Annotated in this window: 16 protein-coding genes; 5 read left to right on the top strand and 11 right to left on the bottom strand. The window is 58.4% G+C overall.

Annotated elements, in window-relative coordinates; all coding sequences use genetic code 11:
• Positions 1-112: 112 nt before the first annotated feature.
• Positions 113-985: a 4-hydroxy-tetrahydrodipicolinate synthase gene (gene dapA, locus ACXADZ_RS15420; RefSeq protein WP_171095918.1), complete on the top strand. Its 873-nt coding sequence runs from the start codon at positions 113-115 to the stop codon at positions 983-985.
• A gap of 136 nt (positions 986-1,121) precedes the next feature.
• On the opposite strand, the gene ACXADZ_RS15415 is transcribed toward dapA, so the two are convergent.
• The 6 genes from ACXADZ_RS15415 to pdxR all read right to left on the bottom strand — a co-directional run bounded on the left by ACXADZ_RS15415 (position 1,122) and on the right by pdxR (position 10,167).
• Positions 1,122-2,009 (bottom strand): dimethyl sulfoxide reductase anchor subunit family protein, encoded by an 888-nt coding sequence (locus tag ACXADZ_RS15415; protein WP_475197644.1) that lies wholly within the window; start codon positions 2,007-2,009, stop codon positions 1,122-1,124.
• Positions 2,009-2,758: a 4Fe-4S dicluster domain-containing protein gene (locus ACXADZ_RS15410; RefSeq protein WP_475197642.1), complete on the bottom strand. Its 750-nt coding sequence runs from the start codon at positions 2,756-2,758 to the stop codon at positions 2,009-2,011. The genes ACXADZ_RS15415 and ACXADZ_RS15410 overlap by 1 nt, the downstream gene beginning before the upstream one ends.
• 109 nt (positions 2,759-2,867) lie before the next feature.
• The gene (locus ACXADZ_RS15405; protein WP_475197640.1) at positions 2,868-5,687 is read right to left on the bottom strand and encodes a molybdopterin oxidoreductase family protein; all 2,820 of its coding nucleotides are present in this window, start codon (positions 5,685-5,687) and stop codon (positions 2,868-2,870) included.
• 90 nt (positions 5,688-5,777) lie between these two features.
• Entirely contained in the window at positions 5,778-6,785 is a 1,008-nt protein-coding gene (gene pta, locus ACXADZ_RS15400) for a phosphate acetyltransferase (RefSeq protein ID WP_475197639.1), read from the bottom strand.
• 22 nt (positions 6,786-6,807) lie between these two features.
• Entirely contained in the window at positions 6,808-8,583 is a 1,776-nt protein-coding gene (xsc, locus tag ACXADZ_RS15395) for a sulfoacetaldehyde acetyltransferase (RefSeq protein WP_171095927.1), read from the bottom strand.
• 123 nt (positions 8,584-8,706) lie between these two features.
• Positions 8,707-10,167 carry a MocR-like pyridoxine biosynthesis transcription factor PdxR gene (gene pdxR, locus ACXADZ_RS15390; RefSeq protein ID WP_475197635.1) on the bottom strand — a complete coding sequence of 487 codons (1,461 nt, stop codon included), beginning with the start codon at positions 10,165-10,167 and terminating at the stop codon, positions 8,707-8,709.
• Positions 10,168-10,299: 132 nt separating this feature from the next.
• Here pdxR and ACXADZ_RS15385 point away from each other — a divergent pair, with 132 nt between their 5' ends.
• Both ACXADZ_RS15385 and ACXADZ_RS15380 read left to right on the top strand, forming a co-directional pair.
• The gene (locus tag ACXADZ_RS15385) at positions 10,300-10,608 is read left to right on the top strand and encodes an ArsR/SmtB family transcription factor (protein WP_171095930.1); all 309 of its coding nucleotides are present in this window, start codon (positions 10,300-10,302) and stop codon (positions 10,606-10,608) included.
• Positions 10,601-11,632 (top strand): permease, encoded by a 1,032-nt coding sequence (locus tag ACXADZ_RS15380; protein ID WP_475197633.1) that lies wholly within the window; start codon positions 10,601-10,603, stop codon positions 11,630-11,632. The genes ACXADZ_RS15385 and ACXADZ_RS15380 overlap by 8 nt, the downstream gene beginning before the upstream one ends.
• A gap of 56 nt (positions 11,633-11,688) precedes the next feature.
• Here the strand turns inward: ACXADZ_RS15380 and ACXADZ_RS15375 are convergent, their stop codons facing one another.
• Positions 11,689-12,078 carry a hypothetical protein gene (locus tag ACXADZ_RS15375; RefSeq protein ID WP_171670485.1) on the bottom strand — a complete coding sequence of 130 codons (390 nt, stop codon included), beginning with the start codon at positions 12,076-12,078 and terminating at the stop codon, positions 11,689-11,691.
• Positions 12,079-12,129: 51 nt separating this feature from the next.
• Positions 12,130-12,891, bottom strand: a complete 762-nt coding sequence (locus ACXADZ_RS15370) for a DUF1013 domain-containing protein (protein WP_171095938.1) — start codon at positions 12,889-12,891, stop codon at positions 12,130-12,132.
• A 130-nt stretch (positions 12,892-13,021) separates the two neighbouring features.
• Here ACXADZ_RS15370 and ACXADZ_RS15365 point away from each other — a divergent pair, with 130 nt between their 5' ends.
• Positions 13,022-13,663, top strand: a complete 642-nt coding sequence (locus ACXADZ_RS15365; RefSeq protein ID WP_171670490.1) for a ribonuclease T2 family protein — start codon at positions 13,022-13,024, stop codon at positions 13,661-13,663.
• On the opposite strand, the gene ACXADZ_RS15360 is transcribed toward ACXADZ_RS15365, so the two are convergent.
• Positions 13,660-14,148, bottom strand: a complete 489-nt coding sequence (locus tag ACXADZ_RS15360; protein ID WP_171670492.1) for a hypothetical protein — start codon at positions 14,146-14,148, stop codon at positions 13,660-13,662. The two genes, ACXADZ_RS15365 and ACXADZ_RS15360, sit on opposite strands and share 4 nt — an antisense overlap.
• Positions 14,149-14,354: 206 nt before the next feature.
• Here ACXADZ_RS15360 and ACXADZ_RS15355 point away from each other — a divergent pair, with 206 nt between their 5' ends.
• Entirely contained in the window at positions 14,355-14,852 is a 498-nt protein-coding gene (locus ACXADZ_RS15355; protein ID WP_171095945.1) for a lactoylglutathione lyase family protein, read from the top strand.
• 69 nt (positions 14,853-14,921) lie between these two features.
• On the opposite strand, the gene recR is transcribed toward ACXADZ_RS15355, so the two are convergent.
• Positions 14,922-15,515 (bottom strand): recombination mediator RecR, encoded by a 594-nt coding sequence (gene recR / locus ACXADZ_RS15350; RefSeq protein ID WP_475197628.1) that lies wholly within the window; start codon positions 15,513-15,515, stop codon positions 14,922-14,924.
• A 61-nt stretch (positions 15,516-15,576) separates the two neighbouring features.
• Positions 15,577-15,930: a YbaB/EbfC family nucleoid-associated protein gene (locus tag ACXADZ_RS15345; RefSeq protein WP_170347293.1), complete on the bottom strand. Its 354-nt coding sequence runs from the start codon at positions 15,928-15,930 to the stop codon at positions 15,577-15,579.
• Positions 15,931-16,004: the final 74 nt, after the last annotated feature.

Genomic DNA, 16,004 nt, shown 5'->3' with positions numbered 1-16,004 from the left:
GAGGATAGAGCCTGTGAGGATAAACCGTGCGTCGCCGGGATCAACTCACAAAGCTGGAAACGTGAGGGACCGAGGCGTAAAAACCGCAAAATGCACCTTAAAGGAGCGTGTCATGTTCAAAGGCTCAATGCCAGCCCTCGTCACCCCGTTCACCAACGGCGAGTTGGACCTGAAGACGCTCAAACACCTTGTGGAATGGCAGATTGCTGAAGGCTCGACGGGTCTTGTGCCGGTTGGTACCACGGGCGAAAGCCCCACGCTCAGCCACGATGAGCATGAAACGGTGATCGAAGAGGTCGTGAAAACAGCGGCGGGTCGCGTTCCGGTCATCGCCGGTGCCGGATCGAACAATACGGTCGAAGCCGTTCGATTTGTGCAATTCGCCAAAAAGGTCGGCGCGGATGCAGCGCTGGTTGTCACCCCGTACTACAACAAGCCAACCCAACGCGGCCTGATCGCGCATTTCCAGGCTCTTCACGAAGCTGCGGATATTCCGATCATCATTTACAACATTCCCGGACGGTCCGTTGTTGACATGACACCGGCCACTATGGGTGAGCTTTCTAAGCTGCCACGCATCGTTGGGGTTAAGGACGCAACGGGCGATCTGGCCCGTGTCAGCCAACAGCGCGCGACCTGCGGCGCGGATTTCTGCCAACTGTCTGGTGAAGACGCGACCGCGCTTGGATTCAACGCCCATGGCGGCGTTGGCTGCATCTCGGTCACGGCAAACGTGGCACCCAAATTGTGCGCCGAATTCCAACAGGCCACACTGGCCGGAGACTATGCAAAGGCGCTGGACTATCAGGACAAGCTGATGCCACTGCACGAGGCCATCTTTATCGAACCGGGTCTTGTCGGTGCTAAATACGCGCTCAGCAAACTGGGCCTTTGCAGCACCGAAGTGCGCTCACCTCTCACCGAGCTTGAGGACGGCACCAAGGCTGCAATCGAGGCCGCAATGGCGCATGCCGGTCTTATCTAAGTCGGACCGAAGATCACAAAAGGGCGGCCTCAAATCCCGAGCGCCGCCCTTTTCATTTGCCGGATCCAATCTTCATCTGGCTAAAAATACCTAGGGGGAGATGCGCGGTACGCGCAGCGGGGGCAGAGCCCCCTTCTCACCGTTTCCCGTAGTAAAGCCCAACAACATGCTCGGCCTGCGCAAAGAACAACCAGCGCGACGTTGCTACGCCCGCCAGATGTGACACCACGGCCAGCAAGGCAAAGAGGTGCTTGATCACGACGCTCGAGACCGGGATCAGGATCAGCAGCAAAGGCAACACAAACGCCAGAACAAAGGAAATGATCCGCAGTTTCTGCGCGTGTTTGCGCCCAACCACGTGGACGAATTCGCGCAACAGATAGTTGGTGCCCGTATGCGGCGGCTCGAAGGCGCGCACATCACCGCGGACGCCCAGCCCAGTGGCGGTGCTCAGCGTGGTGCCGGATCGCGCGAATGCGCCGTCGCCTTTGGCCCAGTAAGCAAGCTGTACTGCCCCGGCAATGGCAAGCAACCAAGGGGCCAGAGTTTCAGCCCCGGACAACAGGGCACCTCCGGCCAAGCTGAAGGACAGGAACAGGATTGGCGTCAGTTCCATGTTCCAGCGCGGGATGGTCTTGAGCTGGGTGTAGATCATCGAGGTGGTAAACACCGTCGCAAGACTGAAGAACGCGCCAAGCCAACCCAGAACTGTCCAATGACTGCCCAGAAAAACTGCGCCGAATGCATAAAGCCCCATGACCACAAGGGCCACCACAGCACAAACCCCTTCTCGGCTGAGCCAGCTGGACTTCCATTGGCTGAACGCCTTCCAGGCGCGTTCGGGGTGGCCCAAATGGAAGGTTGAGGCCAGCAAACCACCCACTGCTAGCGCATAAGCGATGACGTAGAATACAAACGCCACAAAGCCGGTCACCGCGGGCTGGCCAAGCCCAAGGAAAAACAGCAAGCCGAATCCCAACCCGGACAAAGTGGTGAAGATAATAACGGACGGTGCGGGATGCATCAGAGTTTCTCCAGCGTCTTGTCGAGCCAGCCGAGGAAACCCTTGGGTTCTTCAGCGACCGGTGCCAGCAGGGGGGCCAAAATGTCGATCTGGTCCTCAACCGTGTCCTTGGGGCGCGGCGGCAGGTATTTGTTGACGGGTTTGGTGCCCATTTCAGGCATCAGGTCCATACCGCCCCGATCTGCGACGAGTTTGCTGACATCGCTGTCAGGGTCGCCCAAATCGCCAAAGTGCCGCGCGCCGGCCGGGCAGGTGCGCACGCACGAGGGCACACGATCTACCTCGGGCAGGTTTTCGTTGTAGATACGGTCGACACAGAGCGTACATTTTTTCATGACGCCTTCTGCTACATCCAACTCCCGGGCACCGTATGGACAAGACCAGGCGCAAAGACCGCAGCCAATACAGTCGCTTTCATTAACCAACACGATACCGTCTTCGACGCGTTTATAGCTGGCGCCGGTTGGGCAGACAGTGACACAGGGGGCATCTTCGCAATGCAGGCATGATTTCGGGAAGTGGATCAGCTGAGCGTGACCTTGTTCCGGCTGTACCTCATAGGAATGTACGCGGTTCAAGAAGGTGCCGGACGGGTTGCCGCCGTAGGCGTCTTGGTCCGACAGAGGCGCGCCGTAGTTTTCCGTGTTCCATCCTTTGCAGGAGATTACGCAGGCGTGGCAGCCGACACAGGTGTCCAGATCGATGACCAGACCCATTTTACGTTCGGTGGATTGGGGGAGCTGGGTCATGTCAGGGAACCTCGGCAGTTATGGGCGGGGGAGGGGGCCAGCCCCCTCTTGAGCCTACGGCTCAATTCACCCCCGAGATATTTTTGGCCAGATGAAGAACGGATCCGGTTCATTTGCCGACCTTCCATGCGATATCTTTCGGGCCGGTGCCAACGGGCGATTTGATCGGCTCAAATTCGGGTTGGCTTTCGGTATCTGTCGGAGGGGCGGCTTTTTCGATTTTAACCTTGAGGTCGTACCACGCAGCCTGACCTGTCACCGGGTCAGAGTTGGCCCACCGCATCCCGTCGCCTTTGGGCGGCAGCAGTTCGTGGATCAGGTGGTTGAGGAGGAAGCCTTTGGTGGCTTCTGGCGCGTCCTCTTGCAGAGCCCACGCGCCTTTTCGTTTACCAATGGCGTTCCAGGTCCAGACGGTGTTGTCGTTCAGTGCGGCCATTTCCATGACGGGCACGGTGATTTCTCCGTGTGGAGAGGTGACCTTGGCCCAATCGCCATCGCTCAGCCCATGTTCCCGCATCAGTTTGGTTGGGACGTAGAGCGGGTTGCGCCCGTGCAGCTGGCGCAGCCATGCGTTCTGAGTGCCCCAGCTGTGATACATCGCCATCGGGCGTTGGGTCAGTGCGTTGACGGTAAAGCCGTCGTTGCCCTGCTGATCAGTTTCATACCAGATCGGCAGCGGGTCCATCGTGTCTTTGATCCGCTGGCGCAGGTGATCCGGCGGCTGGCGGTCACCATGCCCTTCTGCGGCCAGTTGGAACTTGCGCATAGGCTCGGAATAAAGTTGGAACAGGTAGGGTTGCGGGCTGTCATAGAGGCCCATGCCCACGGCCCAGTCCTGATAGGCTGCGTTCCAGGGTTTGTAGTAATCCGCGCCTTCAGGGATGTGCGAGACGTAGAAACCACCGTTTTCGATATAGCGGTTCAGCTGGTCGGGATTGACCTCTCCACGCCCTTCCTTGTCGCCGTTTTCACCGCGGAACCCGGCAAGCGGGCCGATGCCCGGCTTGCGCTGGTGGTTCACGATATAGTCGGCGTAGTCCTTCCACTTGGGCGTCCCGTCTTCGTTTGTGAAACCGGGCAAGCTCATGCGGTTGGCGAGTTCGATCAGCACCGACTGAAAGCCGCGCACATCGCGGTCAGGCGCAATCACCGGCCAGCGGATCGCGTCGGCGGCGGCGTCGGCCTCGCAAATCGGGCGGTCAAGCAGCGAGATACAATCATGCCGTTCCAGATAGGTGGTGTCAGGCAGGATCAGGTCAGCATAAGCCACCATTTCCGAGGAATAGGCGTCGGAATAGATGATCTTGGGGATGACGTATTTACCGTCTTCGGTCTTTGCCGTCAGCATCTCCATCACACCCTTGGTGTTCATGGAGGAGTTCCACGACATGTTCGCCATATACATGAACAAAGTGTCGATCTTGTAAGGATCACCAGCTGCGGCATTCGAGATCACCATATGCATCAGCCCGTGGGCGGACATTGGGTTTTCCCAGGTAAAGGCTTTGTCGATACGCTGCGCCGTGCCGCAATCGTCGATCAGTAGGTCCTCTGGCCCACGTGGGAAGCCCAGGTGGGGCCCTTCCAGCGGGCGACCAGGGCGACGGTCGCCATGGGGGGTGGGGTGCGCCTCGACCGGTTTGGGATAGGGCGGTTTGAAGCGGAAGCCGCCGGGGACCTCGACCGTGCCCAACAGGATTTGCAGCACATGCAGTGAGCGACACGTTTGAAACCCGTTGGCGTGGGCCGAGATGCCACGCATGGCGTGGAAGCTGACCGGGCGGCCAATCATTTTGGAATGCGTCTCACCCCGGAAGTCGGTCCATTCTTGATCCAGCTCGATGGCTTCGTCAAAAGCAACACGGGCGATTTCCGCCGCGATGGCGCGGATGCGTTTGGCCGGGATGCCGCAGCGCTCGGCCACAGCTTCGGGGGCGTGGTCGTCGCTCAGGTATTTCTCGGCCATCAGGTGGAAGACGGGTCGATGCGTGACGCCGTCTTTTTCATAGGTTGCTGCCAAGTCTGGGCGGACGCCGGTTTTGTCGAACGCGGTGGGTTCGCCGGTCGCACGATCTATCACCAGCGGCTTGCCGTCAGCGTTGCGCAGGAACAGGCCCTTTTCAGGCCCCTCCGCAGCATTCACCAACACTGGCGCGTTGGTGTAGCGGCTAAGGTAATCGAGATCGATCTTACCCGCCTTCATCAGCACGTGGATCAGAGACAGAATGAACAGACCATCGGTGCCCGGAGTGATCCCGACCCAGTCATCGGCGACGGCGTTATAGCCGGATCGGATCGGGTTCACACCGATCACCCGCGCGCCGCGTGCCTTGATCTCACCGATACCCATCTTGATTGGGTTGCTGTCGTGATCCTCGGCCACACCAAACAGCATGAACAACTTTGTATGATCCCAATCGGGCTGACCGAACTCCCAGAATGCACCACCCATTGTGTAGATGCCGCCCGCAGCCATGTTGACCGAGCAGAACCCGCCATGGGCTGCATAGTTCGGGGTTCCGAAGTTTTGCGCCCAGAAGGACGTGAAGCTTTGGCTTTGGTCTCGGCCAGTAAAGAAGGCGAGTTTTTGCGGGGCGGTCTCGTGCAATTCATTCAGCCAGCCAACGGCCGTGCTGATCGCTTCATCCCACTCGATTTCGCGAAACTCGCCCGAGCCGCGCGGGCCGACCCGACGCAGCGGTTTGCGCAGGCGTGAAGGGGCATTCACCTGCATGATTCCGGCGCAGCCCTTGGCGCACAAAACACCTTTGTTTACAGGGTGGTCGCGGTTGCCTTCGATATAGGCAACCTTGCCATCTTTCATGTGTACGTTGATGCCGCAACGGCAGGCGCACATATAGCACGTGGTCTTGCGAACCTCGTCCGAAACCTTCGGAGACGTATCAAGGATCGGCTGCTGATGGGTCATTGGCGGGTCCTGTCGGTTATGTCGGGATGAATGTGTCAGTTTCTTCCCGATTTGAGAACACTGTTCCGAGAAACGGTGTGAAAGACTGCATTACGTTTTTCTGGCTTGCAGGGCGGTCACGGCGATCATTTGGGTTACATCTTCGGCGCTACAGCCGCGCGACAGGTCGTTGGCCGGCTGGGCCAGTCCCTGAAGCACGGGGCCAATTGCGGTATAGCCACCCAGGCGTTGGGTGATCTTGTAACCGATATTGCCCGCATCGAGATTTGGGAAAATCATTACGTTGGCTTGACCGGCGACGGATGATCCGGGGGATTTGCGGTCACCCACCGAAGGGACAAAAGCGGCGTCAAACTGCAACTCTCCGTCGACAGACAGATCAGGTGCTGTCTGACGCAAGGTGTCAGTGGCTTCGATCACCTTGTCCACGTCCGGGTGTTTGGCGCTGCCTTTGGTCGAAAAGCTGAGCATCGCGATCTTGGGTTCGACTTGCAAAAGAGTTTTTGCCGAAGCGGCCGAGGTGATGGCGATTTTGCTCAACTCAGAGGCAGACGGGTTGATGACCAGACCGCAGTCTGAATAAAGCATCGCCCGTGCACCGGGTTGGGCGTTTTCGGGCGGGTACATCAGGAAAAAAGACGACACCATTCCGGCATCTGGGGCCATTCCGATTACTTGGATAGCCGCGCGGACGATGTCGCCAGTTGTGTGAACCGCGCCGCCTACCGTGCCGGTGGCGCGCCCGCTGCGTACCAGCATGGCGGCGTAGATCGGCGCTGATTCAACGGCAGCGCGGGCTTTGGTCAGATCCACGCCCTTGTGCTGACGAAGTTCGAAGAACCTCTGGGCAAAGTCCTCGGTCAGATCTGAATTCATGGGGTCATGCACAGCGACGCCTGGTGAAGGCGCTGCCCCTTGTTCTTTCAGGGCGTCTTCGACTTCGGCTTGCGGGCCGATCAGGATTACGTCGGCCAGATCGGCCTTGTGGGCGGCAAGCGCCCCCGCAACAACACGGGGATCACTGCCTTCGCATAAAGAAATAACAGGGCGGATGGCCGGAGCGTTCTGCCGCAACAGCTCAATGGGTGTCAGGGTCATTCGCTCCGGCCTCGTCCTTTGTTTATACGGCTTGCTCGCGCATGTCGTCAGCCGAAACGCCCGCAACTGCGACAGGCTTTTTCATCGCGTCGCGGCGGAAGGGTTCACCCAGTTCCTGATTGATCATGGCTTCGATCAGGGTGGTGATGCCGTTCTTCTGATCCTCGATCGCCTGGTTCAACGCTGCGGTCAATTCGTCCTGCGTGCGGGCGATAACACCCTTCAGGCCGCAGGCATTTGCGATACCGGCGTATGACACTTTGGTGTCCAGTTCGGTGCCCACAAAATTATCATCGAACCACAGGGTCGAGTTGCGCTTTTCTGCGCCCCACTGGTAGTTGCGGAAGACGATCTGAGTTACGGCGGGCCATTCTTCGCGGCCAATTGCAGTCAGTTCGTTCACGGCGATACCAAAGGCACCGTCACCGGCGAAGCCGACAACCGGAACGTCCGGCTGGCCGATTTTCGCACCCACGATGGCGGGCAGGCCATAGCCGCAGGGGCCGAACAGGCCGGGGGCCAGATATTTGCGGCCTTCCTCGAAGGACGGATAGGCGTTGCCGATGGCGCAGTTGTTGCCGATGTCGGACGAGATGATCGCCTCTTTCGGCAGCGCGGACTGGATTGCGCGCCATGCCATGCGGGGGCTCATCCAATCGGGCTTGGCGGCACGTGCGCGTTCGTTCCAGCTGGTGCCCGGATCGTCATCTTCGTGATCCATGCTCGAAAGCTGCTGCGCCCAAGCGGATTTCTTTTGCGCGATCTTGGCTTTGCGGTCCGCGCGGCCCTCGTCACCCGCGGTGTCCGACAGCTGGGCCAGAATCCCGTTTGCGACCTTGGCCGCATCACCGACGATGCCGACGCTGACTTTCTTGGTCAGACCGATGCGGTCGGGGTTGATGTCGACCTGGATGATTTTGGCATCGGCAGGCCAGTATTCCATGCCGTATCCGGGCAGGGTCGAGAACGGGTTCAGACGGGTGCCCAGGCACAGAACCACATCGGCCTCGCTGATCAGCTCCATCCCGGCTTTCGAGCCGTTATAGCCCAGCGGACCGGCAAACAGTGGGTGCGAGCCCGGGAAAGCGTCGTTGTGCTGGTAGCCAACGCAGACCGGCGCATCCAGACGCTCGGCCAGGGCCTTCGACGCGTCGATGCCGCCTTCGGCCAGAACCACACCGGCACCGTTCAGTATGACAGGGTTTTTGGCGTTCGACAGCAACTCGGCCGCCTGCGACACAGCGGTTTCACCGCCCGAGGGGCGCTCGAATTCGACAATAGCAGGCAGATCAACGTCGATAACTTGGGTCCACATATCGCGGGGTATGTTCAACTGAGCCGGACCGCTGGCGCGTTTGGCCTGCATGATCACGCGGTTCAGAACCTCGCAGACGCGGGACGGGTCACGAACCTCTTCCTGATAGGCAACCATGTCTTCGAACAGCTTCATCTGCTCGACTTCCTGGAACCCACCCTGTCCGATGGTTTTGTTCGCCGCCTGCGGGGTCACCAGCAGCAGCGGGGTGTGGTTCCAGTAGGCGGTTTTGACAGCGGTCACGAAGTTGGTGATGCCGGGGCCGTTCTGCGCGATCATCATCGACATCTTGCCGGTGGCGCGGGTATAGCCATCCGCCATCATGCCGGCGCTGCCTTCATGGGCGCAGTCCCAGAACATGATTCCAGCTTTTGGGAACAGATCCGAGATCGGCATCATCGCCGAGCCAATGATACCGAACGCATGTTCGATCCCGTGCATCTGCAGAACCTTAACAAAGGCTTCTTCGGTCGTCATCTTCATGTGAGTGCTCTCCAAACAAGTGGGTGAAGCCGGGCAAAGAGCCCGGGGTTTGATATGGTTTTGGCGTATGGGTGCGGCTGGCGTTAGGGCCAAAACGAAACCCAAATTAGGTCCAGATGCCGCTCAGGTAGTTCGAATGGCGTCTGCAATCAATTTTACACCTGGTGCAATGCGGTCGGTCGAAATGGAGGAGTAACCGAGGCGGTAGTAATTCTGTGGCCTGTTCGGACCAGAGAAAAACGGGGCACCGGGTTCAATGTGAACGCCCTGGGTCTGCAACCTCAATGCCAGTTGGGTTGTGTCGATATGCTCGGGCGCAGACATCCACATTGATGAGCCGCCAATTACGCCGCGCCCGGCCACGGTCAGTCCGCTTTCTTCTATGGCGGAATCCATTGCATCGCGTCGTTCTTGCAGGGCTTTTGACATGCGCCGGATTTGCGCGTCGTAGTGGCCCAGTGAAAGGAAATACGCGGCCGTGCGCTGAATGTGCCCGGGTGGGTGGCGCAGAACCAATGACCGAAGCGCGCGTGCCTCTCGGATAAAGGGCTCAGAGCCAACCATGTATCCAAGCCGCAGACCGGGGAACAGCGACTTGGAAAAACTGCCGACGTAAATCACGCGTCCATCCCGATCCATAGACTTGAGTGCCGGAGACGGCGCACCCCGAAAGGCCATTTCGAACTCGTAGTCATCTTCGACAACCATTGCATCCAATTCGCGTGCTCGATCCAGCAGTTGATTGCGGCGCGCGATCGGCATTGTCGCCGTCGTCGGGCTTTGATGGCTGGGGGTGGTAAAGATAACGTCGGCGTCGTCTGGGATCGTCTCGGGTGGCAGTCCGTTCTGATCGACGCTCAAGGGCGTTACCGCGCAGTCCCAATGGTTCAGCAGGCTCCGAAGCGCGTAATAGCAGGGGTCTTCGATAACTGCAGATCGATTGTGGGTCAGCAAAATACGCGACGCCAGCCAGAGTGCGTTCTGCGCGCCCAAAGTGATCAGTATCTCTTCGGGGCGGGCTGCAATGCCGCGTCTGGGCAGAGTGTGGCGGGCGATGAACTCGACCAGAAGCGGGTCATCCTGATCCACGTAATCCCCGGTTAGCGAATTGAAGTCCTTGTGTCCCAACGCGCGCACGGCGCACAAGCGCCAGTTGGCGTGATCAAACAATGACCGGTCGGCCTGACCGTAGATGAACGGATAGCGGTATTCGCGCCAGTCGCTGGGTTTTGGCAGAACGTCACTGTCCAGAAAGCGACGGGCCAACGCTTTGTCCCAGTCAACGGATTCTGTGCCGCGCTGGACAGGCGAGTATTTCGGTGGAACGGGCGCGTTATGCGAAACATAGTACCCAGATCGCCCCTTGGCCGTCAGGTAATCATTCGCCAGCAATTCGGTATAGGCCAACGTGACGGTGATCCGGCTGACGCCCAGATGTGCGGCCAGTTTTCGCGATGATGGCAGTTTCTCTCCAACGTGAAAGCGGCCCGACAGAATGCCCTCGGCAATCATCTGCTGGATTTGGGCCTGCAGCGTGCCCTGACCGTTGAGTTCTAGAAAGAATGTATCGACCGAAATCCCCATGCCTGCTTATAGGTTGGACTTAAAGGGCGTGCAATCTGGACTTACGCAATCTGGGCGTATTTCAACGACCCGGTTGACTGGGAAGCATTATTAAACTAAATAACCAGAAATCTAGTTTAATGGAGGCGACTCATGTGGGAAGCTGCTGCTGCCGGATTTTCTGCGATGGGCTCGGAGGCCCGGCTGAAAGTCCTCAAGACCTTGGTTCGGGCTGGTGAGGCCGGTTTGACGGTTGGCGAGATTCAGAACCGGACGGGCATTGCTCCGTCGACTTTGGCGCATCACCTGCGGTTTCTTGCGGCCGGTGGTGTGGTTGAACAGGAAAAGATTGGTCGAACCACGATCAACCGAGCCTGTTACGACGAATTGAGAAACCTGGCGCAGTTCATTCTCAGCGAATGCTGCGCCGATGAAGTTGGAAAGGCCGCGAACGATGGCTGAGTTGACACAAAACCCGCGCGTGACGGCCAAGGGGGCGCTGGACCTGATCAAGACGCCTTGGGCGCTGATCGTCGTGATCCTTGTCGCGGTGGCCGTTCTGGACCCCGGCAATCTGCGTGAGGTTGTAATTTTCGCTGCAAAGGCATTGGCGCATACGGGGCAATACATCCTGTTTGCCGTGCTGTTGCTGTCCTACCTGAAGGCGACCGGTGCAGAAGTCATGGTGGCGCGCGCCTTTGAAGGGCGCGAGACCCGGATGATCTTTCTGGCCGCGTTGTTCGGTGGATTGGCGCCGTTCTGTTCCTGTGAGGTCATTCCCTTTATCGCGGGACTTCTGGCGCTTGGCGCGCCGCTGTCTGCGGTCATGGCGTTCTGGCTCAGCTCACCCTTGATCGACCCGCCGACGCTTTTGATTACGGCTGGCGCGCTGGGGTGGCCTTTTGCCATCGGCAAAGCCGTCGCAGCGGTCGCACTTGGCCTGTTCGGAGGCTTCGCGGTTCGGCTTCTGATGCGCCAGGGTGCATTTGCCCAGCCGTTGCGCGCGTACAAACCCGCCGGGTGCTGCGGATGTGGGCCGAAACTGGACGACAAGCCGGTCTGGAAATTCTGGCAGGAACCCGAGCGACGCGTTCGGTTCCGCTCGGAATTCGTGCACAACGGTTTGTTCCTGTTGAAATGGCTGGCTCTGGCCTATGTGCTCGAAGCCTTGTTGGTCAACTACGTGCCTGCCGACCTGATCGCTGGCGCGGTGGGTGGGGAAGGCGTGCTGCCTATCGTTGTCGCCGCTTTGGTTGGTATGCCCGCCTATCTGAACTCTTACGTGGCACCACCGCTGTTGGCTGGATTGATGGAGCAAGGAATGACTGCGGGCGCCGCCATGTCTTTCATGGTCGCTGGTGCCGTCAGTTCCATCCCGGCAATGGCCGCCGTCTGGTCGCTGGTCAAACCCCGTGTGTTTGCAACCTATTTGGGCCTTGGTGTGGGCGGAGCAATTATCGCGGGCATCATCTTTCAGATGGTGTGATTAATAAAGCCACCCGGTGTCAGCATCGGGTGGCTTTGCGTCTAGGTGTTAGCCAATCAACTGCCTTCGCACAGGCTTGGCAGTTTGAACCGGTACCGCGCCTCACCAGATTCGACGTAAACGCGTTTCTCGATGCAAGCTGTGGTGCCTACGGTCTGGGAAATGGGCGACTCGGTCGACGTGATTGAAGTTGCCGAACCATCGGGCAGGCGGACCGAGGCGATGACACCGTTCCTGAGATCACCATTCACCGGGGTTGCCGACAGCACTGGAACGGTCAGGAAAGCTTCGTGCTCGTGTTCGCCCTCATCCCCCAGCAGATAGAGGGTTGTGACGATGGCAATCATAACAGCGCCACCGGCCAACCCAAGACCCCATGTTTTCACAAAGGCATAGATCGAAACGGCGCGGTGCGGGCCAAAAATCGCTGATAGAATGCTTAGCATGACAAGTCCGTCAAAAAAGCCCCAGCCGTGCCGACCGGGGCTTATTGTACATTACGGGCGAAGATCGTCTTCGTCTTCGTCATCCGCCCCGCCTTTGGGCAGATTGAAGAAGCTGTCGGCGTCGATGATCGCCTCTTCGTCTTTTTCTTCTGCTGGCTCGTCGGACAGCGAGAAGGTTTCGAGCCCTTCGATGGCCGTCGGAATCTTCGGCGCGGCATCCATTTCCAAAGACTGTTCCGTCGAGACCAGTTTGCGACGCTCATCATCGCTCATTACACCGCCTTCGGCCGCTTTCTTGGCGGCTGCTTTCTGAACGGCTGTGTCCAGCTCGGACTGCTTGCAAAGGCCCAGAGCAACCGGATCGATGGGTTGCATGTTGGTGATGTTCCAGTGGGTACGCTCGCGGATCGACTGGATTGTCGGTTTGGTGGTGCCCACCAGCTTGGCAATCTGGCCATCGCTGAGTTCGGGGTGGAACTTGACCAGCCACAGGATCGAGTTCGGACGGTCCTGACGCTTGGACAGCGGGGTGTAACGCGGACCACGGCGCTTCTCTTCGCCAGCGGCCGAAGGATTGAACTTGAGCTTCAGCTTGTGAAGCGGGTTGTTCTGCGCCGCGTCGATTTCGTCCTGGGTCAACTGGTTGTTGGCAATCGGGTCAAAGCCTTTGACGCCTGCAGCCACATCACCATCAGCGATGCCCTGCACTTCCAACTCGTGCATTCCTACGAAATCCGCGATCTGCTTGAAGCTGATCGTGGTGTTGTCCACCAGCCATACGGCGGTTGCCTTGGCCATAAGCGGTTTTGCCATCAGCCCGTCTCCTATACATACATCTGTCCCGTCGCCGGAATTCGGCGGCCCCGGGGATTTGGGGCAGGTTTCCGTTGTCGGGGAACTTGGGGCCTATATAGTCGCGGCACGGCAAGAAGGGAAGAGGCGAATGCGCCAAGGTATTTCGGGGCTGGTATTGTGGGTCTTCAGCGCGGTTGTTGCGCTGGCCGAAGGCGAAAAGGCCGGAGAGTTCGATTACTATGTTCTGTCGCTCAGCTGGTCGCCCAACTGGTGTGCCCGCGAAGGTGACGCGCGCGGGTCCGATCAGTGCGATGCGCGGCATGACCACGGTTGGATATTGCATGGCCTGTGGCCACAGTTCCATCAGGGTTGGCCGTCGTATTGCAGAACGCCCGAAGCACCGCCGACCCGACGCATGACGCGTGAAATGGAAGATATTCAGGGCAGTGCGGGCTTGGCCTGGCACCAGTGGAAGAAACACGGCACCTGTTCCGGGCTGTCGGCAGCCGACTATTTCGCGCTGTCCCGGCGCACCTATGACGCGGTCGCGCGCCCGGAGGTCTTCCGCAAGCTGGACGCATCCGTGATGTTACCCGCCGAAGTGGTCGAAGAAGCGTTTCTGAAGGCCAATCCCGAACTAGAGCGCGATATGATCACCGTCACCTGCAAGCAAGGTTATATCGAAGAAGTCCGCCTGTGCCTGTCGCGCGACCTTGATCCCGTACCCTGTGGCCGCGACGTGATCCGCGACTGCACCGCCAAGGACGCGTTGTTCGATCCGATTCGTTAAAGCTTCTTGTTCTGGCAGTCGCGGGCGTAGTCCAGCGCTTTGGCGGTGCCTTTGAGGTCGATGGCCATGACAACCTCACCGGCTGGATTGTAGACGGTCATTGTCTTGTTCTGAGCGATTGCGTCGACGAAGCTTCGGTCGGTGAAGAAGACAGTCGCGCCTGGTACGTCCCGTTCATTGAACCCAATCGCAGTGGCATCATAGCTTTTGCCGTCCAGATCAAAGCGGATCGGATAGCTCTCACCCTGTTTAATGTCGCCCCATGCCTTGTTGTAGACCGCGAAATAGCCGCGATTACCCAGCGCGTCATAGCCCAGCCGCACGACCGAGAGGTCCTGATACACCGTCTGGATCAGGCATCCGTTACCAAGCGCGGGGTCCATCATGATGTTCCAGCCTTCGACGAAGCCCTTGTCGACAAGTTCCTGCGACAGGGCGGCAGTTGCGGTGAAGGTGGCGAAGGTGAGGGCGAGAAGGCGGGTCATAACGTATTCCAATCAAAGGGATCAAGTCTTAGGCATTCTACTACGCGCGTACGGAAGGCAAAGGCCCTTTTGCTTTTTAGCGACCTTTTTGACTCCGGGTCTTGATCCATGCGCGAGGGTGAACCCTGCTATGATGGCTTGGGAAGCAACTTGAAAACCGATCGCTGACCAATAGTTTTACGACTCAGCAGTTTAAGGAGCATTCGATGTCTCAGTTTCCAAGGACTTTTTCACATATCGGGTTGTCTGTTCCAAACGTGGACGAAGCCGTAAAGTTCTATTCCGAGGTCTTGGGGTTTTACGTCATCATGCCGCCCACGGACGTGGTCGAGGATGGCTCGGACATTGGGGTCATGTGCACGGATGTTTTCGGCCCGGACTGGAAGAAACTGCGTATCGCACATCTCGCGACAGCAGACCGGATTGGAATTGAACTTTTTGAGTTTGACGGGAATTACGCGCCCGAAAACAACATCGATTTCCGCAGAAATGGAACGTTTCACTTTTGCATTCAGGACCCCGATGTCGAAGGTCTGGTCGAGAAGATTGTGCAGGCTGGTGGAAAACAGCGCATGCCGATCCGGCACTATTACCCCGGAGAAAAGCCTTACCGCATGGTCTATGTTGAAGACCCATTTGGTATCGTATTCGAACTCTACAGCCACTCCTATGAGCTGACCTACTCGTCTGGTGCCTACACCTGAAGCCTGCGAACATGCTTTGATAAGCGTTGGGGCGACAATGCAGTTGTCGCCCTGGTCTAATACGGCCCGCTATATTTCCTTCCGCGCCCTGAGCGCGGCTGTAATCGTCCCGTCATCCAGATAATCCAATTCTCCGCCAATCGGCACGCCCTGCGCCAGTGAGGTCAGGCGAACCTGTCCTTCCAACTGATCAGCAATGTAATGCGCCGTGGTCTGGCCATCGACGGTGGCATTCAGGGCAAGGATGATCTCGGTAATCCCCTCGACCATCACTCGGTCTTTGAGGCGGGGAATGCGCAACTCGTCCGGGCCAACCCCGTCCAGCGCCGACAGCGTGCCGCCGAGAACGTGATAGCGGCCTTTAAATACGCCCGCGCGCTCCATCGCCCAGAGGTCGGCCACGTCTTCGACCACGCACAACTCTCCGGTTGCGCGGTCTTCGGAATTGCAGATGTCACAGATATCGGTGGTGCCCACGTTCCCGCAGTTCAGGCATTCGCGGGCGGTCACGGCGACTTGCTGCATGGCATCAGACAAAGGTGTCAGCAGCAAAGCGCGTTTTCGGATCAGGTGCAGCACAGCGCGACGGGCCGAACGCGGGCCGAGGCCGGGCAGTTTGGCCATAAGGTCGATCAGGTTTTCGATATCGCTGTTCGAACTCATGGCCTGTCCTGTCTTGCGCCGGAGGGAGCCTCCGGCGGGAGTATTTTTAAAAAGATGAAGCTCAGAACGGCAGCTTGATGTCTGCGGGCAAGCCCATGCTTTCGGTCAGTTTGGCCATTTCTTCCTGCGAACGTTCAGCGGCTTTGGTTTGTGCATCTTTTATAGCCGCCAGGATCAGGTCTTCGACCACTTCCTTGTCGTCACCGTTGAAGATCGACGGATCAATATCCAGACCTTTCAGTTCGCCTTTGGCGGTTGCAGTCGCCTTGACCAGTCCAGCCCCGGATTCACCGACAACCATCATGTTGTTCAGCTCTTCCTGCATTTCGGTCATCTTGGTTTGCAGGTCCTGCGCGGATTTCATCATCTTGGCCATGTCACCCAGACCGCCAAGCCCGCCGAGTCCTTTCAGCATAGTATTCTCCTGTATCTCTGCTTGGGTTCTAAATACGGGCCGCAGCCGCGTGGCACAAGGGTTCCCGCGTTTGA

It is taken from the genome of Ruegeria sp. ABM4_193 (genome assembly GCF_056158705.1).
This window is presented reverse-complemented; position numbering and strand designations above follow the sequence as displayed.